The 18,759-nt window shown below is 67.5% G+C and carries 12 protein-coding genes and 3 rRNA genes; 9 read left to right on the top strand and 6 right to left on the bottom strand.

Going from position 1 to position 18,759, the window contains the following annotated elements:
- Window positions 1–3 precede the first annotated feature (3 nt).
- Window positions 4–801 carry a carbon-nitrogen hydrolase family protein gene (locus ACQPWW_RS27805; RefSeq protein ID WP_433126589.1) on the top strand — a complete coding sequence of 266 codons (798 nt, stop codon included), beginning with the start codon at window positions 4–6 and terminating at the stop codon, window positions 799–801.
- A gap of 3 nt (window positions 802–804) precedes the next feature.
- Here ACQPWW_RS27805 and ACQPWW_RS27800 read toward each other — a convergent pair whose 3' ends face one another.
- Window positions 805–1,029: a hypothetical protein gene (locus ACQPWW_RS27800; RefSeq protein WP_433126588.1), complete on the bottom strand. Its 225-nt coding sequence runs from the start codon at window positions 1,027–1,029 to the stop codon at window positions 805–807.
- A 633-nt stretch (window positions 1,030–1,662) separates the two neighbouring features.
- Here ACQPWW_RS27800 and ACQPWW_RS27795 point away from each other — a divergent pair.
- The 3 genes from ACQPWW_RS27795 (at window position 1,663) to rrf (ending at window position 6,867) form a co-directional block, all read left to right on the top strand.
- Window positions 1,663–3,177, top strand: a 16S ribosomal RNA gene (locus ACQPWW_RS27795).
- A 378-nt stretch (window positions 3,178–3,555) separates the two neighbouring features.
- Window positions 3,556–6,667 (top strand): 23S ribosomal RNA (locus tag ACQPWW_RS27790).
- Between the two features lie 83 nt (window positions 6,668–6,750).
- Window positions 6,751–6,867 (top strand): 5S ribosomal RNA (gene rrf / locus ACQPWW_RS27785).
- The 16S, 23S and 5S rRNA genes sit together here, the layout of an rRNA operon.
- 237 nt (window positions 6,868–7,104) lie before the next feature.
- Here rrf and ACQPWW_RS27780 read toward each other — a convergent pair.
- A complete protein-coding gene (locus ACQPWW_RS27780; RefSeq protein WP_433126586.1) occupies window positions 7,105–7,791 on the bottom strand; it encodes a hypothetical protein in 687 nt (228 codons plus the stop codon).
- A 69-nt stretch (window positions 7,792–7,860) separates the two neighbouring features.
- Here ACQPWW_RS27780 and ACQPWW_RS27775 point away from each other — a divergent pair, with 69 nt between their 5' ends.
- From ACQPWW_RS27775 to ACQPWW_RS27765, 3 genes are read left to right on the top strand one after another with little or no spacing between them, the layout of a single operon-like run.
- Window positions 7,861–10,479 (top strand): valine--tRNA ligase, encoded by a 2,619-nt coding sequence (locus tag ACQPWW_RS27775; protein ID WP_433126584.1) that lies wholly within the window; start codon window positions 7,861–7,863, stop codon window positions 10,477–10,479.
- Window positions 10,476–11,810, top strand: coding sequence for a bifunctional folylpolyglutamate synthase/dihydrofolate synthase (locus ACQPWW_RS27770; protein WP_433126582.1), 1,335 nt, complete (start codon window positions 10,476–10,478; stop codon window positions 11,808–11,810). The genes ACQPWW_RS27775 and ACQPWW_RS27770 overlap by 4 nt, the downstream gene beginning before the upstream one ends.
- On the top strand, window positions 11,807–12,229 hold the full coding sequence (locus ACQPWW_RS27765) for a DUF4233 domain-containing protein (protein WP_433126581.1): 423 nt from the start codon (window positions 11,807–11,809) through the stop codon (window positions 12,227–12,229). Before ACQPWW_RS27770 ends, ACQPWW_RS27765 begins: the two co-directional genes overlap by 4 nt.
- A gap of 25 nt (window positions 12,230–12,254) precedes the next feature.
- Here ACQPWW_RS27765 and ACQPWW_RS27760 read toward each other — a convergent pair whose 3' ends face one another.
- Window positions 12,255–13,646, bottom strand: coding sequence for a VOC family protein (locus ACQPWW_RS27760; RefSeq protein ID WP_433126580.1), 1,392 nt, complete (start codon window positions 13,644–13,646; stop codon window positions 12,255–12,257).
- Between the two features lie 140 nt (window positions 13,647–13,786).
- On the opposite strand from ACQPWW_RS27760, the gene ndk reads away from it, so the two are divergent.
- On the top strand, window positions 13,787–14,212 hold the full coding sequence (gene ndk, locus ACQPWW_RS27755; protein ID WP_196919324.1) for a nucleoside-diphosphate kinase: 426 nt from the start codon (window positions 13,787–13,789) through the stop codon (window positions 14,210–14,212).
- A 37-nt stretch (window positions 14,213–14,249) separates the two neighbouring features.
- Here the strand turns inward: ndk and sigJ are convergent, their stop codons facing one another.
- Together sigJ and ACQPWW_RS27745 are read right to left on the bottom strand one after the other, a co-directional pair.
- On the bottom strand, window positions 14,250–15,125 hold the full coding sequence (gene sigJ / locus ACQPWW_RS27750; protein ID WP_433126579.1) for an RNA polymerase sigma factor SigJ: 876 nt from the start codon (window positions 15,123–15,125) through the stop codon (window positions 14,250–14,252).
- Entirely contained in the window at window positions 15,122–15,565 is a 444-nt protein-coding gene (locus ACQPWW_RS27745; protein WP_238670872.1) for a carboxymuconolactone decarboxylase family protein, read from the bottom strand. The genes sigJ and ACQPWW_RS27745 overlap by 4 nt, the downstream gene beginning before the upstream one ends.
- A gap of 210 nt (window positions 15,566–15,775) precedes the next feature.
- On the opposite strand from ACQPWW_RS27745, the gene ACQPWW_RS27740 reads away from it, so the two are divergent.
- Window positions 15,776–17,326, top strand: a complete 1,551-nt coding sequence (locus tag ACQPWW_RS27740; protein WP_433126577.1) for an alkaline phosphatase D family protein — start codon at window positions 15,776–15,778, stop codon at window positions 17,324–17,326.
- A 294-nt stretch (window positions 17,327–17,620) separates the two neighbouring features.
- On the opposite strand, the gene ACQPWW_RS27735 is transcribed toward ACQPWW_RS27740, so the two are convergent.
- Complete coding sequence (locus tag ACQPWW_RS27735) at window positions 17,621–18,640, bottom strand: ArsR family transcriptional regulator (protein WP_433126575.1); 1,020 nt, start codon at window positions 18,638–18,640, stop codon at window positions 17,621–17,623.
- Window positions 18,641–18,759: the final 119 nt, after the last annotated feature.

Here is an 18,759-nt window from a genome sequence, read left to right as displayed (position 1 = left end):
CTCATGCGCGTCGCGGTCTGCCAACTGAACGCCCGGGACGACCGTAAGGCCAACCTGGCCGCAGCAGAGGCCCTGCTGGGCCGCGCGGCCGCCGGCGGCGCGGACCTCGCCGTCCTTCCGGAGTACGTCGACTACCTCGGTCCGGCCGCCGGGATGCCCGAGGCGGAGCCGGCGGACGGTGAGGTGGGCAGCTTCTTCGCCGAGATCGCCCAGCGGCTCGGCATCTGGTTGGTGGCCGGCTCCTTCCACGAGGCCGGTCCGGACCCGGAACACACCTGGAACACGTCGCTGGTCTTCGACCGTTCCGGCAATCTGGCCGCGAGCTATCGCAAGATCCATCTGTACGACGTGGAGATCCCCGGCCGGGTCTCCTACCGGGAGTCGACGGTTGTCGCGCCCGGGGCGCAGCCGGTGGTGGTGGACATCGAGGGTCTGCGGGTCGGCCTGTCGATCTGCTACGACCTGCGCTTCCCGGAGTTGTACCGGCTGCTCGCCACCGATGGTGGGGCACAGCTGCTGGTGGTCCCGGCGGCATTCATGATGCACACCGGCCGGGACCACTGGGAGGTCCTGTTGCGGGCCCGGGCCATCGAGAACCAGTGCTTCGTGGCGGCGGCCGGCCAGACCGGCGACCACGACCCGGGCCGTACCTGCTTCGGGCGCAGCATGGTGGTCGATCCGTGGGGGACGGTCCTCACCCAGTTGCCGGACGGCCCGGGTGTGTCCGTCGTCGAGCTGGACCTCGACCGGCTCGCCGTGATCCGGGCCGAGTTGCCCAGCCTGGCCAACCGGCGGCTCTGAGTCTCAGCCCTCCAGCAGGACGCCGATCACCGCGAAGCCGGCGATGGCCGCGGCGGTTATCAGCAGCGCGGTGGTCATTCGGGACTTGCCCCGCCGGGCCAGTCGCCCCACGGAGAGCACCAGCACGACCAGCACGACCGCGCCGATCACCACCTGCCAGAAGGGCAGAAGAACGCCGAGCAGCGACTCCTCGGCGAGCACCCTGGTGCCGAGCCCGGACTCATCCATGTCTGACACTCTGGCACGGCGGGACGGCCCGCGTCTCCGGCTGCACCGGGACCGTTGCGAAGCAGCCGATCAGAACCAGTGATGAACCCTGATTTGCCTTCTCCGGGCCGTCCGCGTAACTTTCTCTCTGCACGGGGGAGGCCGGACAAACTGGCCGAGAACGGGCGCCAGGCTCGTGGCGGGAACGCCGAGCGAGACTGAGGATCGGGCGGTGCGGAACATCCCGGAAACGGGGTTGCGAACGCGAAGCCGACCGGGTAAGGTTCTAAAGCCGGCAGGAGCCGGGCGGAGAGCCGCGAAGCGGCGATCGGCCGGTCTGCGGCTTCCCACGACAGTAACGACCGCCGGGTTCGGCGTGCGTCATCGTGGGTCCGGACGAACCACATTGATCACCTCGAACATGAGGTTGACAATGAAAGTTCGACCAAGTAGGTTTGAGCGGTTGCCCCGAAACGGGGTTCCACTGAGGTGGGGCTTCTGGTCGGTGTGTGGTTGTTCTTTGAGAACTCAACAGGGTGCTTGTAAAGCCAGTGCCAATTATGATTTATACCCCGGACTGGTCAGTTTTTCTGGCTGGTTGGGATTCCTTTGGCAACATTTGTTTGTTGTCAGGATGCTGTTCAACATAGTTTTTTGTTGGAGAGTTTGATCCTGGCTCAGGACGAACGCTGGCGGCGTGCTTAACACATGCAAGTCGAGCGGAAAGGCCCTTCGGGGTACTCGAGCGGCGAACGGGTGAGTAACACGTGAGCAACCTGCCCCAAGCTTTGGGATAACCCTCGGAAACGGGGGCTAATACCGAATAGGACTTCCGGCCGCATGGCTGGGGGTGGAAAGTTTTTCGGCTTGGGATGGGCTCGCGGCCTATCAGCTTGTTGGTGGGGTGATGGCCTACCAAGGCGACGACGGGTAGCCGGCCTGAGAGGGCGACCGGCCACACTGGGACTGAGACACGGCCCAGACTCCTACGGGAGGCAGCAGTGGGGAATATTGCACAATGGGCGGAAGCCTGATGCAGCGACGCCGCGTGAGGGATGACGGCCTTCGGGTTGTAAACCTCTTTCAGCAGGGACGAAGCGAGAGTGACGGTACCTGCAGAAGAAGCACCGGCCAACTACGTGCCAGCAGCCGCGGTAAGACGTAGGGTGCGAGCGTTGTCCGGATTTATTGGGCGTAAAGAGCTCGTAGGCGGCTTGTCGCGTCGACCGTGAAAACTTGGGGCTCAACCCCAAGCCTGCGGTCGATACGGGCAGGCTAGAGTTCGGTAGGGGAGACTGGAATTCCTGGTGTAGCGGTGAAATGCGCAGATATCAGGAGGAACACCGGTGGCGAAGGCGGGTCTCTGGGCCGATACTGACGCTGAGGAGCGAAAGCGTGGGGAGCGAACAGGATTAGATACCCTGGTAGTCCACGCTGTAAACGTTGGGCGCTAGGTGTGGGGGGCCTCTCCGGTTCCCTGTGCCGCAGCTAACGCATTAAGCGCCCCGCCTGGGGAGTACGGCCGCAAGGCTAAAACTCAAAGGAATTGACGGGGGCCCGCACAAGCGGCGGAGCATGCGGATTAATTCGATGCAACGCGAAGAACCTTACCTGGGTTTGACATGGCCGCAAAACTGTCAGAGATGGCAGGTCCTTCGGGGGCGGTCACAGGTGGTGCATGGCTGTCGTCAGCTCGTGTCGTGAGATGTTGGGTTAAGTCCCGCAACGAGCGCAACCCTCGTTCGATGTTGCCAGCGCGTTATGGCGGGGACTCATCGAAGACTGCCGGGGTCAACTCGGAGGAAGGTGGGGATGACGTCAAGTCATCATGCCCCTTATGTCCAGGGCTTCACGCATGCTACAATGGCCGGTACAATGGGCTGCGATACCGTGAGGTGGAGCGAATCCCAAAAAGCCGGTCTCAGTTCGGATCGGGGTCTGCAACTCGACCCCGTGAAGTCGGAGTCGCTAGTAATCGCAGATCAGCAACGCTGCGGTGAATACGTTCCCGGGCCTTGTACACACCGCCCGTCACGTCACGAAAGTCGGCAACACCCGAAGCCGGTGGCCCAACCCTTGTGGAGGGAGCCGTCGAAGGTGGGGCTGGCGATTGGGACGAAGTCGTAACAAGGTAGCCGTACCGGAAGGTGCGGCTGGATCACCTCCTTTCTAAGGAGCACCTTCACCCGAAAGGGTGCAAGGAGCCCGCGGCCCACGAATGTTGGGTCGGGGTGCTCAGATGGCGGAGACACTGGCAAGTTTTGCCCTGGCAACGGCCGGCGGCGCCTAGTACAGCCACTCTTCGGGGTTGGTGGGAACGGTTGCTTCTGGTGCGGCTGGGGGGGAATGTAAGCACCCTGTTGGGTCCTGAAAGAACAACCATGGGTTGTTGTTTCAGAGCCTTGAGTGTGGCGTGAGCGTCGCACGAGGTTGCCAGGCATGGCCTGGCCTCACATACCGATCACTGTGGTGGTGCTGGTGTGGGGCGGATCGGGTTGTGGGTTGGTCGTTTGTTGAGAATTGCACAGTGGACGCGAGCATCTTTGTGGTCAAGTTGTCAAGGGCGAACGGTGAATGCCTTGGCACCAGGAGCCGATGAAGGACGTGGGAGGCCGCGATAGGCCTGGGGGAGCTGTCAACCAAGCTGTGATCCCAGGGTGTCCGAATGGGGAAACCTGGCACCAGTCATGTGGTGTCACCCACACCTGAACACATAGGGTGTGTGGAGGGAACGCGGGGAAGTGAAACATCTCAGTACCCGCAGGAAGAGAAAACAATTTAGTGATTCCGTGAGTAGTGGCGAGCGAAAGCGGATCGAGGCTAAACCGGCTGCGTGTGATACCTGTCAGGGGTTGCGTGGTCGGGGTTGTGGGACCCTGCTGAACAAGCTGACACTTGTTCGAGAAGTTACAAAGTCAGTGGCTAGTCGAACAGTCTGGAATGGCTGACCGTAGACGGTGAGAGTCCGGTAGGTGAAAGTTGCTGACCTTCTGTGGGTGTTCCCGAGTAGCGGCGGACCCCTGAAATCTGCCGTGAATCTGCCAGGACCACCTGGTAAGCCTAAATACTTCCTGGTGACCGATAGCGGACAAGTACCGTGAGGGAATGGTGAAAAGTACCCCGGGAGGGGAGTGAAATAGTACCTGAAACCGTTCGCCTACAATCCGTCGGAGCCTTGCGGGGTGACGGCGTGCCTTTTGAAGAATGAGCCTGCGAGTTAGTGGCATGTGGCGAGGTTAACCCGTGTGGGGGAGCCGTAGCGAAAGCGAGTCTGAATAGGGCGATTCAGTCGCGTGTCCTAGACCCGAAGCGGAGTGATCTAGCCATGGGCAGGCTGAAGCGCGGGTAAGACCGCGTGGAGGGCCGAACCCACCAATGTTGAAAAATTGGGGGATGACCTGTGGTTAGGGGTGAAAGGCCAATCAAACTCCGTGATAGCTGGTTCTCCCCGAAATGCATTTAGGTGCAGCGTCGCGTGTTTCTTGCCGGAGGTAGAGCACTGGATGGTCTAGGGGGCCCACAAGCTTACCGAAATCAGCCAAACTCCGAATGCCGGTAAGTGAGAGCGCGGCAGTGAGACTGCGGGGGATAAGCTTCGTAGTCGAGAGGGAAACAGCCCAGATCACCAGCTAAGGCCCCTAAGCGTGTGCTAAGTGGAAAAGGATGTGGGGTCGCATAGACAACCAGGAGGTTGGCTTAGAAGCAGCCACCCTTTAAAGAGTGCGTAATAGCTCACTGGTCAAGTGGTTCCGCGCCGACAATGTAGCGGGGCTCAAGCACACCGCCGAAGCTGTGGCATTCACATTTTATCCTCGCTTGGACTTGATTCCTTGTGCAGGTGTGTGGATGGGTAGGGGAGCGTCGTGCCGCGAGTGAAGCAGCGGGGTGACCCAGTTGTGGACGCGGCACGAGTGAGAATGCAGGCATGAGTAGCGAAAGAAGGGTGAGAAACCCTTCCGCCGGATGACCAAGGGTTCCAGGGCCAGGCTAATCCGCCCTGGGTGAGTCGGGACCTAAGGCGAGGCCGAGAGGCGTAGTCGATGGACAACGGGTTGATATTCCCGTACCCGCGAAAGAGCGTCCCTGACGAACCTCGTTGTGCTAACCACCCGAACTTGGTGAGGTCTTCGGACTGAGCTGAGGGAGGCTGGGAACCTGATGGGTAGTAGTCAAGCGATGGGGTGACGCAGGAAGGTAGCTGAGCCCGGCCGGTGGTTGTGCCGGGGTAAGCGTGTAGGCCGTGTTGTAGGCAAATCCGCAACACACATAGGCTGAGACGTGATGCCGAGCCGATTCAGGTGAAGTCAGTGATCCTATGCTGCCGAGAAAAGCCTCTAGCGAGTTCTTAGCGGCCCGTACCCCAAACCGACACAGGTGGTCAGGTAGAGAATACCGAGGCGATCGGGCGAACTGTGGTTAAGGAACTCGGCAAATTGCCCCCGTAACTTAGGGAGAAGGGGGGCCGGAGACGTGAAGCCCCGCGCGGGTGGAGCGTTGTATGGCCGCAGAGAGCAGGGGGAAGCGACTGTTTACTAAAAACACAGGTCCATGCGAAGAAGTAATTCGATGTATATGGACTGACGCCTGCCCGGTGCTGGAACGTTAAGGGGACCTGTTAGCTCTTTCGGGGGCGAAGCGGAGAACTTAAGCGCCAGTAAACGGCGGTGGTAACTATAACCATCCTAAGGTAGCGAAATTCCTTGTCGGGTAAGTTCCGACCTGCACGAATGGCGTAACGACTTCCCCACTGTCTCAACCACAGGCCCGGCGAAATTGCAGTACGAGTAAAGATGCTCGTTACGCGCGGCAGGACGGAAAGACCCCGGGACCTTTACTATAGCTTGACATTGGTACTCGAATTAGCTTGTGTAGGATAGGTGGGAGCCGGTGAAGTCCATACGCCAGTATGGGTGGAGGCAATCTTGAAATACCACTCTGGTTGATTTGGGTATCTAACTTCGGACCGTTATCCGGTTCAGGGACAGTGTCTGGTGGGTAGTTTAACTGGGGCGGTTGCCTCCTAAAAGGTAACGGAGGCGCCCAAAGGTTCCCTCAGCCTGGTTGGCAATCAGGTGTTGAGTGCAAGTACACAAGGGAGCTTGACTGTGAGACTGACAGGTCGAGCAGGGACGAAAGTCGGGACTAGTGATCCGGCACTTGCGAGTGGAAGCGGTGTCGCTCAACGGATAAAAGGTACCCCGGGGATAACAGGCTGATCTTCCCCAAGAGTCCATATCGACGGGATGGTTTGGCACCTCGATGTCGGCTCGTCGCATCCTGGGGCTGTAGCAGGTCCCAAGGGTTGGGCTGTTCGCCCATTAAAGCGGTACGCGAGCTGGGTTTAGAACGTCGTGAGACAGTTCGGTCCCTATCCGCCGTGCGCGTAGGATACTTGAGAAGGGCTGTCCCTAGTACGAGAGGACCGGGACGGACGAACCTCTGGTGTGCCAGTTGTCCTGCCAAGGGCACGGCTGGTTAGCTACGTTCGGAAGGGATAACCGCTGAAAGCATCTAAGCGGGAAGCCTGCTTCAAGATGAGGTATCCCACCCACCTTGGTGGGGTAAGGCCCCCAGCTAGACGACTGGGTTGATAGGCCGGAAATGTAAGCCCGGTAACGGGTTCAGTTGACCGGTACTAATAGGCCGAGGACTTGACTACTAAGCTGCTACGCGTCCACTGTGCAACTCTCGATAAACGAACAACAGACCACTGTGTGGTGTTGTTTGACATGTCGATAGAGTTACGGCGGTCATGGCGGAGGGGAAACGCCCGGTTACATTCCGAACCCGGAAGCTAAGCCCTCCAGCGCCGATGGTACTGCACTCGTGAGGGTGTGGGAGAGTAGGACGCCGCCGGACAATCTTTCCAGAAAGGGTCACCCGACAGGGTGGCCCTTTCTGCGTTTCCCCTGGGCGCCGGGTTGCTGGGCGCGTACCGGAGTTGATCGACTCGGGATCACCAAACCCGGGGTATCCGTAGCCGCTGGTTAGCCCGGATATCAGGAACCCGAGTCGATCAACGGGGTCGGGGCCGCGCTGTCGGGGCCGCGCTGTCGGGGCCGCGCTGTCGGGGCCGCGCTGTCGGGGCCGTGCTGTTCAGTCGCGGGTCTGCATGTCCTCGCGGAGGCCGCGGAGGAGGGCCCCGGCGTCGGTGACCGACCTGCCGGGGAACATGGCCATCACCACGCTGCCGTGGTCGGCCCACCCGCACACCGCGAAGTCGCCACCCTCGCCGCTGGTGCTGCCGCACTTCAGCACGCCGCCCAGGTCGCCGGCGGGCATCTCGCGGAGACCCGTCACCGCACCGGTCTCGTCGGCCATCAGGCGGAACAGGCTCTCCAGGTCCCGCTCGGGCTGCCAGAGCAGCGTGGTGCCGCCGAAGATGAGTACCGAGCGCTTGTCGTCGGCCGGGTCGCGGTAGACGGTGCCGAAGCTGCGGTCCAACTCGATGTCCGCCGCCAGGCCGCTGCGCAGGTAGTCGGCAGTGCTCTTCGCTCGTTCGCTGTCGTCCCGGGTCAGGCCGGCCACCTGCGGGGGAGAGGTGAGTGCGGTGTCCTTCTGCTGCGCCACCCGCCACCCGGCGGCGCCCAGCACCCCGGCGCCCGCCAGGCCGACCACCAGCGCGACCGTCCAACCGATCTTGCGTCGTCTCGACCAGCCGCCCGAGCGGTCGTCGGGGTCGCCCCCGGAGTCCCGGGTGCTCAGCTGGATCGGCTCTTCGGTCAGCTCGACCGGCTCGCGGCCGCCGTCGAGCGACCGCTCGGTGAGATGTGCGTCGGACATAGCCGACACCGTACGCGAACCACAGGTGGCGCACGTCAGGTCCGCGGAAGCCCTCCGTAGACTTGTCAGGTGACCGAGAGACTGGATGCCCGACGCCCCGACGCCCCGACCCTTGCCGGCCAGTACCAGCCCGGTGAGGTAGAGCAGCGACGGTACGAGCAGTGGGTAGCCGCCGGCCACTTCCGGGCCTCGGCCGACAGCGACAAGCCTCCGTTCGCCATCGTCATCCCACCGCCGAACGTGACCGGCTCACTGCACATGGGTCACGCCTTCGAGCACACGCTGATGGACGCGTTGACCCGGCGCAAGCGGATGCAGGGCTTCGAGGCGCTGTGGCTGCCGGGCATGGACCACGCCGGCATCGCCACCCAGAACCTGGTGGAGCGTCAGCTCGCCGCCGAGGGCCTGTCCCGGCACGACCTCGGCCGGGAGAAGTTCGTCGAGCGGGTCTGGCAGTGGAAGGCCGAGTCCGGTGGGGCGATCCTGGGGCAGATGCGACGCCTCGGCGACTCCGTCGACTGGGACCGGGAGCGTTTCACGATGGACGAGGGGCTGACCCGCGCCGTCCAGACGATCTTCAAGAAGCTCTTCGACGAGGGCCTCATCTACCGGGCCAACCGGATCATCAACTGGTGTCCGCGCTGCCTGACCGCGCTCTCCGACATCGAGGTCGAGCACACCGACGACGACGGTGAGCTGATCTCCATCCGATACAGCGACGAGGTCGTGGTGGCCACCACCCGGGCCGAGACGATGCTTGGCGACACCGCGGTGGCGGTGCACCCGGACGACGAGCGCTACCAGCACCTGATCGGCACCGAGGTCGAGCTGCCGCTGACCGGCCGCCGCATCCCGATCGTCGCCGACGCGCACGTCGACCCGTCGTTCGGCACCGGCATGGTCAAGGTGACCCCGGCGCACGACCCGAACGACTTCGAGATCGGCCAGCGGCACGACCTGCCCGCGATCACCGTCATGGACGAGCGTGGCGTGATCACCGTGCCCGGTCCGTTCGAAGGGCTGGACCGGTTCGAGGCGCGGCCCGCGATCGTGGCGGCGTTGCGCGAGCAGGGTCGGATCGTCGCGGAGAAGCGGCCGTACGTGCACGCGGTCGGGCACTGCTCGCGGTGCAAGACGACAGTCGAGCCGCGGCTGTCGTTGCAGTGGTTCGTCAACACCGGGCCGCTGGCGCAGGCCGCCGGCGACGCGGTGCGCGACGGTCGGGTCCGCATCGAGCCGGCCGAGCTGGCCAAGCGCTACTTCGCCTGGGTCGACAACATGCACGACTGGTGCATCTCCCGGCAGCTGTGGTGGGGGCACCGGATTCCGGTCTGGTACGGCCCGCAGGGCGAGATCGTCTGCGTCGGTCCGGACGAGCAGCCGCCGACCGGCGACGGCTGGCGGCAGGACGAGGACGTGCTCGACACCTGGTTCTCCAGCGCGCTGTGGCCGTTCTCCACGCTCGGCTGGCCGGAGCAGACCCCGGACCTGGTCAAGTTCTATCCGACAAGCGTCCTTGTCACCGGCTACGACATCCTGTTCTTCTGGGTCGCCCGGATGATGATGTTCGGCCTGTACGCGATGGACGGCAAGCAGCCGTTCGACGTGGTGGCCCTGCACGGCATGGTCCGCGACGAGCACGGCAAGAAGATGTCGAAGTCGTTCGGCAACGTCGTCGACCCGCTGGACTGGATCGACCGGTTCGGTGCCGACGCCACCCGGTTCACCCTGGCCCGGGGCGCCAACCCCGGTCAGGACGTGCCGGTCAGCGAGGAGTGGTGCCAGGGCTCCCGCAACTTCTGCAACAAGCTCTGGAACGCCACCCGGTTCGCCCTGATGAACGGCGCGCACACCACTGGCGACCTGCCGCCCGCCGAGCGGCTCTCCACCGTCGACAGGTGGATCCTGTCCCGGCTGGCGCACGTCACCGCCGAGGTCGACGAGCAGTTCGAGGCGTACGAGTTCGCCAAGGTGTGTGACCTGCTCTACCACTTCGCCTGGGACGACGTCTGCGACTGGTACGTGGAGCTGAGCAAGCCGGTGCTCGCCGAGGGCGGTGAGCGGGCCGAGACCAGCCGCCGGGTGCTCGGGCACGTGCTGGACCAACTGCTGCGGCTGCTGCACCCGGTCATCCCGTTCGTCACCGAGGAGCTGTGGCTCGCGCTGACCGGTGGCGAGACGGTGCAGACCGTCGCCTGGCCGGTGGCCGACCGGTCGCTCGTCGACGACGCCGCCGAGGCCGAGCTGGCCAGTGTGCAGCGGGTGGTCACCGAGATCCGGCGGTTCCGCTCCGATCAGGGGCTGCGCCCGACCCAGCGGGTGGCCGCCCGGTTGGACGGGCTGGCCGGGGCGGGCATCGACGCCCACGAGCCGCTGATCCGCTCCCTGGTCCGGCTCGACCCGGCCGGTGACGATTTCCAGGCCAGCGCCACGCTGGCCATGCCCGGCGCGGTCGGTGTCGCGTTGGACACCCGGGGGTCGATCGACGTGGCCGCCGAGCGGGCCCGGTTGACGAAGGACCGCGCGGCGGCCGAGAAGGAGGTCGCGCAGGCTCGGGCGAAGCTCGACAACCCGGCCTTCATCGGCAAGGCCCCCGAGCCGGTGGTCGCCAAGATCCGCGACCGGCTCGCCACCGCCGAGGCCGACCTGGTCCGGATCGACGCTGCTCTGGAGACGCTTCCCTCGTGACCGACCGTACCGATTTCGCCGCCGTCGAGGCCGAGCTCAACGCCCGTGGTTTCACCCGCATGGTCTTCGAGCTGGACCGGATCGAGTCGCTGCTCGACCTGCTCGGCAGTCCGCAGCGGGCGTACCCGGCGATCCACCTGACCGGCACCAACGGCAAGACCTCCACCGCGCGGATGATCGACTCGCTGCTGCGGGCGTTCGGGCTGCACACCGGCCGGTACACCAGCCCGCACCTGGAGACCGTCCGGGAGCGGATCAGCCTGGACGGGGAACCGGTAAGCGAGGAGCGGTTCGCCGCGGTGTACCGGGAGATCAAACCGCTGGCCGAGCTTGTCGACGCGCGGTCGGACGAGCCGCTGACGTACTTCGACATGACGACCGCGCTGGCGTTCGCCACGTTCGCCGACGCGCCCGTCGACATCGCGGTGGTCGAGGTGGGCCTCGGCGGCGCCGAGGACGCCACAAACGTCATCCAGGCCGGGGTCTGTGTGATCACCCCGATCGGGCTGGACCACACCGAGTGGCTCGGTGACACGCTCCAGGACATCGCTCTGGCCAAGGCCGGCATCATCCACCCGGGCGCCACGGTGATCGCCGCGGCGCAGGAGGAGGAGGCGGCCGGTCCCCTCCTCGAACGCAGCGCCGAGGTCGGGGCCACCATCGCCCGGGAGGGCGCCGAGTTCGGCGTACTGGGTCGGGCGGTCGCGGTCGGCGGTCAGGTGCTCAGCCTCCAGGGCCTGGGTGGCGTCTACGACGAGGTGTTCATCCCCCTGCACGGCGCCCACCAGGCGCAGAACGCCGCGGTGGCGCTCGCCGCCGTGGAAGCGTTCCTGGGCGCCGGGGCCCGACGTCAGCTGGACGTCGAGACGGTCCGGGAGGGCTTCGCCTCGGCCAGTTCCCCGGGTCGGCTGGAGCGGGTCCGCAACGCGCCGACGGTCCTGCTCGACGGCGCGCACAACCCGCACGGCATGAAGGCCACCGTCACCGCGCTCCAGGAGGAGTTCGCGTTCAGCAAGCTGGTGGCGGTGGTCGGCGTGCTGGCCGACAAGGACGCGGAGGCCATGTTGGAGCTGCTGGAGCCGGTGGTCGACCAGGTGGTGGTCACCCGCAACAGCTCGCCGCGGGCGATGCCGACCGAGGAACTCGCGGCGCTGGCCGCCGAGATCTTCGGCGAGGCGCGGGTGGACTCGGCCGAGGAGATGCCGGACGCCATCGAGCTGGCGGTGGCCCTGGCCGAGGAGGACGTCCCCGGTGAGCTCAGCGGGGTCGGGGTGCTGGTCACCGGGTCGGTGGTGACGGTCGCCGACGCTCGTCGGCTGCTGAAGCGATGACCGACCCGGAGCGGGACCCTGGCGCCACCGGTGACCCGGCTGACCAGTCCGTGCAGGAGGAGCCCGTCGCCGGGCAGCCGCGACGCTCCGGGTTGCGCAACCCGGAGCGGGCGGTCCGGGGTCTGGGCGCCGGCACGCTCAGCCTGGAGGCGCTGGTGCTGCTGCTGGCGATCCAGCCGATCCGGGTGGTCGGCGGTGACCTGAGCGGTGCCGCCATCGGCACTGTGGTGGCACTGGCGGTGGCTGCCATCGTGGTCGCCGGCATGATGCGCCGCCGCTGGGCGTGGCACGCCGGCACGGCGCTCCAGGGCCTGCTGATGCTGGGCGGCCTGCTGCACTGGTCGCTGCTCGCCCTGGGCATCATCTTCGCCCTGGTCTGGGCGTACGCGCTGCACGTACGTCGGGTCATCCTCGGCTGACGCCGGCCCGGCGGTGCGGGGCGGGTCAGGCGTCGGCGCGTTCGCGCCACTGGGTGAGCGCGATGCCGTGGCCGTCCGGGTCGCGGAACGCCGCCGCCCAGACCTCCAGCTTCGAGCCCCGGTTGACCACCCGCGGCGCGTACGTGAAGCGGACGCCCGAGCCGCGCAACCGCTCGTATGCCGCCTCGATGTCGTTGACCTCGAGGTTGACGTGCACCAGCCGACGGCTGATGGGCGCGGCCCCGGTCACCTCGCGCAGGACGAGCCGGGTCGTGCCGGAGGCGAGTACGGCGTTGCTGGCGCCCTGGTCGACCTCGGTGAAGCCGAGCACGTCGCGGTAGAAGTCGAGCGACCGGGACAGGTCGGTCACCAGCAGGGTGAGTCCCACCCCGCTGATCGGCGCGGCCGGGTCCGCGGCCGCGTCCCCGGCCAACCCGAAGATCGCCTCGTCAAGTTCCGCGTCGCTGACGGTCTCGCGCGCCGCTCCGACCGGCGAGGGATCGTCCAACGGAAGATCCAGCGGGTCCAGCGGGTCGGTCGCGCCCGAAGCCGACCGCTGCGCGGGCGGCGGGTCGGCGATCCGGTCAGCCGCCGGCACGTCGGCCCGGTCGCCGGTGGGCTCGTCGAACCGCTCCTCGGCGGGCGGGCGCGGCGCAGGAGTGGCCCGCCGGGGCAGGCCGCCCCTGGCCTGCTGCTCGACGAGGACGCCCTCCAACACCACGGGGCCGCCCGGACTCTGGTGCATCACCACGGGCTCGCGTTCCTCGGACCTGACGCCCGGGTCGTCCCGCACGGGGTCGGGGCGGGCCGGGTCGGGACCGAGCGGATCACCGAACCGGTCACCGAGCGGGTCGCCTAAGTCGTCCCGGAAGTCGTCGTCCGAGGTGCGACCGGCCCACGGCGGGGCATCCTGCTGGATCAGCACCTCGTCAACGGCGTCGGCGTCGGCGAACTCCGGTGGGAGGTCGGCGACGGCCGCCGCGGTCTCGGCGTGGGTGGGCACCTCGTCCCAGAGGACCTTGACGTGCCGCTGGTCGTCCAACGCGACCCGGATCGGCAGGGTCTGACCCAGCGACGGCCACTTGGAGACCGGCACCCTCGGCTCGATGATCTTCTTGGACCGGGGCGGCAGACCGGGCGCGTCGATCACCAGTTGCAGTTCGCAGCGGCCGAACGCGTACTGGGTGGGTGGTTCGGAGGCGCTGTGCACATGCCCGACACCGACCACCCAGGTGCGCCCGCCGCCACGTACGGTCGCCAGCGCGATCGCCAGCACCAGCAGGGCGACCCCGAGAGCCACGATGGCCCAACTGGTCATGCCCAGCCCGAAGAGGACGACGAAGGTGGCCACGGTGCCCAGCACCGCGCCGATCAGCTTGCGTACCGGCGCGATTTGTCGGTTCCCGCCATTCGCCACAGTGGACCTCCCGGGTCAGGGCCAGGCTAGGCCGGATCGGCCACCGGGCGAAAGACCGGCCGCCGCGCCGGCGCCGGGACCGGGTCGCTACGCTGACCGTACCGATCCCGAGCGTTCAGCGTGCACAGGAGGAACCCAGCGTGTCCAGCAACAGTCCGGATGAGCGCAGCCTCGTTCTGATCAAGCCCGACGCGGTCCGCCGTGGCCTGGTCGGCGAGGTCCTCTCCCGCTTCGAGCGCAAGGGGCTGCGGATCGACGCGATGGTGCACCGGACGATGGACGCCGCGCTCGCCGACGAGCACTACGCCGAGCACGTCGACAAGGCGTTCTACCCGCCGCTGAAGGACTTCATGACCGGCGGTCCCCTTGTCGCGCTGGTGCTCTCCGGAGACCAGGTCATCGACGTGGTCCGTGGGCTGGTCGGGGCCACCGACGGGCGCCGGGCCGCCGCCGGCACCATCCGGGGCGACCTGTCGCTGTCCAACCGGGAGAACCTGGTGCACGCCTCCGACTCGACGGACAGCGCCAAGCGCGAGATCGCCCTCTGGTTCCCCGAGCTGGGCTGACGCCCACCGGCCCGGGGCCGACCGACGACGCCCTGGCTCAGCCGACCGCCGGTACCTTCGCCGGGTTGCCGACCACGTAGATCCCGGTGATCCGTCCGTCGGCCGCGGCGATGGTCAGCGTGTACCGGTTGCCGTTGGCGCGGGTGATCAGCATCGCCGGTTCCCCGTTGAGCTCGACCGGATCCATCGTCACCTGGTGACGCGGGCCGTAGACCCCGGCGTAGAACCGGGCGATCCGGTCCGCGCCGGTGACCGGGTTGAGGGCGGCCCGCACCCGACCGCCACCGTCGTTCCACGCGGTGGCGTCGGCGGCCACCAGATCGGTGAGCCTCGCCAGGTCGCCGTCGCGGGCGGCGGCGAGGAACGCGTCAAGCAGCCGCTCCCGCTCCGGGCGGCTGGCGGTGAACCGGCGCTGCTCCTGCCGTACCCGCGCGGTCGCCCGGTGGTACAGCTGCCGACAGTCGGCGACGGACCGGTCCAGGATCTCGGCGATCTCCGCGTACGGCAGGTCGAAGGCGGTGTGCAGGACGTACACCGCCCGCTCCGGCGGGGTGAGCCGCTCCAGGACGTGCAGCAACGCGGTGGAGAGCGAGTCGCGTAGCTCCACCCGGTCCAACGGCCCGAAGGGCGAGGGCGCGGTCGGCACCGGCTCGGGCAGCCACGTCCCGACGTACGTCTCGCGGGCCGCCTGCCGGGCCCGCAGTCGGTCCATCGCCAGCCGGGTGACCACTCGGGACAGGTAGCGGCGCGGCTCGGCCACTGTGGCGCGGTCCACGCCCAGCCACCGCAGGTACGCCTCCTGGAGCACGTCCTCCGCGTCCTGTCGGCTGCCGAGCAGGCGGTAGGCGAGCCCGAGCAGCATCGGCCGGTGCGCCTGGAGCGCACCGGCCGCCTCTGCCGCCTCGGTCGTCACACCTGCGCCGGGGGCTCCGTGTGCGTCGTCACGGCGATACGATTCCACACGTTGATTGTGGCGATCGCGAGGACCAGATCGGCCAGTTCCTTCTCCGACCAGACCTTCGCGGCGGCGTCCCACACCTCGTCCGACACTCCGTGCTCGCCGAGCCGGGTCACCGCGTCGGTGAGCGCCAGCGCGGTCTGTTCCCGCTCGTCGAAGAACGACAGTGCCTCCCGCCAGGCGGCCACCGCGAACAGCCGCCGGCTCGACTCGCCGGCGGCGAGGGCGTCGCGGCTGTGCATGTCCACGCAGTACGCGCAGCCGTTCAGCATCGACGCCCGCAGCTTGACCAGCTCCAGCACGGTGTGGTCGACGTTCGCCTGGACGTACTTCTCCAGGCCCGACACGGCCTGGTATCCCTGCGGCGCGACCTCGAAGAGCCTCATTCGTTGCATGACCAACTCCCTGTTCGATCCGACACCGCTACGACGGTCCGACCGGGGCCTGCCGTGACAACCGTCGTGGTGACCCCGGTCACGCGTGGCGGGCCGGCCCGAGGCGTTCCGGCCGGACAACCGGCGTTCGGGCGCCGGTCATCCGGGCCGCCGATCGCGGTCATCTCCGCCCGGTAGACCGACGGGGTCAACCCATGACCGGGAGGAAGCATGACCGAGCTTGATCGACGTACCCTGCTGCGGGCCGGCCTGGTGGTCGGCGCCGGAGTCGCCGGCGGCACCCTGCTGGGCGGCGCCGGCGCGAACGCCGCCCCGGCCTATCGCCCGGCCGCGCGTCCGGTGCTCACCCACGGCGTGCAGAGCGGTGACGTGACGGCCGACTCCGCGTTGGTCTGGACCCGGGCCGACCGGCCGGGCCGGATGCTTGTCGAGGTGAGCCGCCGGCCGGACTTCCGGGGGGCGCGCAAGCTGCGCGGCCCGGTGCTCACCCCGAACGGCGACTTCACCGGCAAGGTCCGGCTGCGGGGGCTGCCGGACGCCGAGCGTCTGCACTACCGGGTCCGGGTGGAGAGCCTGGAGCGGCACGGGGTGGTCAGCGAGCCGCTGACCGGGACGTTGACCACGGCGCCGGGCCGGCACCGGCGCAGCGACGTGACGTTCGTCTGGACCGGCGACATCGTCGGGCAGGGCTGGGGGATCGACCCGAACTTCGGTGGGCTGTCGATCTTCCGGGCGATGCGGGAGGTCCGGCCCGACTTCTACCTGTGCAGCGGTGACACGGTGTACGCCGACGGCCCGCTTGTCGAGTCGGTGACCCTGCCCGACGGGCGGATCTGGCGCAACGTGGTGACGCCGGAGAAGAGCAAGGTCGCCGAGACCCTGACCGAGTACCGGGGACAGTTCGCCTACAACCTGCTCGACGAGCATCTGCGGGAGTTCGCCGCGGCGGTGCCGCAGATCAACCAGTGGGACGACCACGAGGTCCTCAACAACTGGTACCCGGGGGAGGTCCTGGACGACCCGCGCTACACCGAGCAGCGGGTGGACGTGCTCGCCGCGCGGGCCAGTCAGGCGTTCCACGAGTGGCTGCCCGTGCCGGACGACGGGCCGCTGTACCGGCGGATCTCGCACGGGCCGCTGCTTGACGTGTTCGTGCTCGACATGCGGACCCACAAGGACCCCAACGACGGCAACACGTACGCCGACCCGAAGCGCGGGCTGCTCGGCCGTGAGCAGCGCGAGTGGTTGATCCGGGAGCTGAAGCGGTCCACTGCGACCTGGAAGGTGATCGCCAACGACCTGCCGATCGGGGTGGTGGTGCCGGACGGTCCGACAGCGCAGGAGGGTGTCGCGCAGGGTGACCCGGGCGCACCGGCCGGGCGTGAGCTGGAGTTCGCCGAGGTGCTGCGGGCCACCCACCGCGCCGGGGTGACCGGCATGGTCTTCCTCACTGCCGACGTGCACTACTCGGCGGCGCACCACTACGACCCGTCCCGGGCGGCGGTCGGCGACTTCACCCCGTTCTGGGAGTTCGTCTCCGGCCCGGCGCACGCCGGGGCGTTCGGCCCGAACGCGCTGGACGGCACGTTCGGACCGCGGGCGGCCTTCGTGCACGCCCCTCCGGTGGCCAACACCTCGCCGGCGGAGGGTTTCCAGCACTTCGGTGAGGTCTCCATCGACGGCGAGTCGGAGGCCCTGACGGTGCACCTTCGTGACCGCGACGGCGCCTCCCTCTGGAGCACCACCCTCCCCGCCCCCTGACCCTTGGTTGATCATGGAGTTGTCGCCGCGACACGCCGTCGAGCGAGGCGACAACTCCATGATCAACAGGGGGGCGGCGCCGGTTGGGCCGGGCAGGCCGAACGGCTCCCCGTTGCCGACCGTCAGGTCGACGCCGCGGACTGCCTGGACCTCACGGCGCTGGGATCGTCGTGACCATCCCGGGGCGGCTGCGGTACCTGCGGCTCACCCCGACCGCCTCGATCGCGTGATCGAGATCCGCAGGCTAGGAGTGCCGGGAACGGGTGGGAAACGGATTCGGATCGAGCCGAATGCTCACGCCGAGGCGCTCGTCGGCTCGTCACCGACGAGCTGTACCAGTGCCAGGCCGGCCGGTTCCAGGCCGTACAACACCCGCCGGCCCACCCGGCGGCGGTGCACCACGCCGGCGGCCAGCAGCGCGGAGAGCTGCTCCGACACGGTGCTCGGGGCGAGCCCCAAGGTCGCCGCGAGGCCAGCGGTGGTGGCCGGCCTCGCCAGCGCCCGCAGCACCTGGGCACGACCTCGGCCGACAAGCACCGCCAGGCGATCCGTGGCCGGTGTCGTCCGGGGCGCCGAGGCGGGCCCACCCTCGGCGAGCAGCACCGCCCCGCGCGCCTGGTAGGAGACGGCGATGACCTCCGGATGGTCGGTGGCGCAGATGAGCGCTCCCTGCGAGAAGATCAGGGGAAGCAGCAGCAGCCGCTGGTTCACCGCGGTGATCTGCTGCTCCGACGGCTTCACCAGCGTCAGCACCGGCTTCTTCCAGCGCACCCGTTCGTGCAGGTCGGTAAGCAGCGCGTCCGGACCGTACGCGGCGAGCGCCCGCGCCCGGTGCAGCACCTCCTCGTCCAGCGCCGCCTGCATCGCCGACCACCACGGCGCGATGGCCGCGTCCCAGTACGCCTCGATGCCGTCGGCGAGCCGGTCCAGGGCGGCCCGCCGGTCCGTGACGAACGGGCCGAGCCACTCCGGCAGGTCGTCCGGGTCGTAGTAGTGGGGGATCTGCTCGGCGATCACCTCAGCCGGCGTCGCGCGCAGTTCGGCGAGCTGTTCGGCAAGGGTCGGCGCGGCCGACGTGGGGATCGGGCTGAGGAAGTCCGGTGCGGGTAGGCCGATGGTCAGCAGCCGGGCCGGCGCGGTCGCCGGCACCTCGGCGAGCACCCGGCGGGCGTGTCGCGCCCAGGCGGTGTACGGCCAGGGCGCCTCCACCGGATGGCGGTGCAGCACGAACAGGCTGGTCAGCACCTCCCACAGCGGGCTGGTGGCGATCCGGGTGCGGGACAGCGTCGGCTCGTCCAACTCGATCCGGATCACCCGGCCAGCCTAGGGTGTGCCGGCGTGCGTCATCACTCGGCGGCGCGGCGGTGGGCGGGTCGAGTATCGTTGGGCACCGTAAGGCGATGACCCGGCCATCACCGGTGAGCCTCCGGAAG

It is taken from the genome of Micromonospora sp. CA-240977 (assembly GCF_050942285.1).
Taxonomy (GTDB): domain Bacteria; phylum Actinomycetota; class Actinomycetes; order Mycobacteriales; family Micromonosporaceae; genus Micromonospora.
Note: the sequence above shows the minus strand (reverse complement) of the source record. Positions and strands in the feature narration are given on the sequence as shown.

What these genes read in the sequence shown, in the direction of transcription:
- ACQPWW_RS27805 (WP_433126589.1), top strand. Translation starts at nt 4, where the DNA reads ATGCGCGTCGCGGTCTGCCAACTGAACGCCCGGGACGACCGTAAGGCC.
- ACQPWW_RS27800 (WP_433126588.1), bottom strand. Translation starts at nt 1,029, where the DNA reads ATGGATGAGTCCGGGCTCGGCACCAGGGTGCTCGCCGAGGAGTCGCTG.
- ACQPWW_RS27780 (WP_433126586.1), bottom strand. Translation starts at nt 7,791, where the DNA reads ATGTCCGACGCACATCTCACCGAGCGGTCGCTCGACGGCGGCCGCGAG.
- ACQPWW_RS27765 (WP_433126581.1), top strand. Translation starts at nt 11,807, where the DNA reads ATGACCGACCCGGAGCGGGACCCTGGCGCCACCGGTGACCCGGCTGAC.
- ACQPWW_RS27745 (WP_238670872.1), bottom strand. Translation starts at nt 15,565, where the DNA reads ATGCAACGAATGAGGCTCTTCGAGGTCGCGCCGCAGGGATACCAGGCC.
- ACQPWW_RS27740 (WP_433126577.1), top strand. Translation starts at nt 15,776, where the DNA reads ATGACCGAGCTTGATCGACGTACCCTGCTGCGGGCCGGCCTGGTGGTC.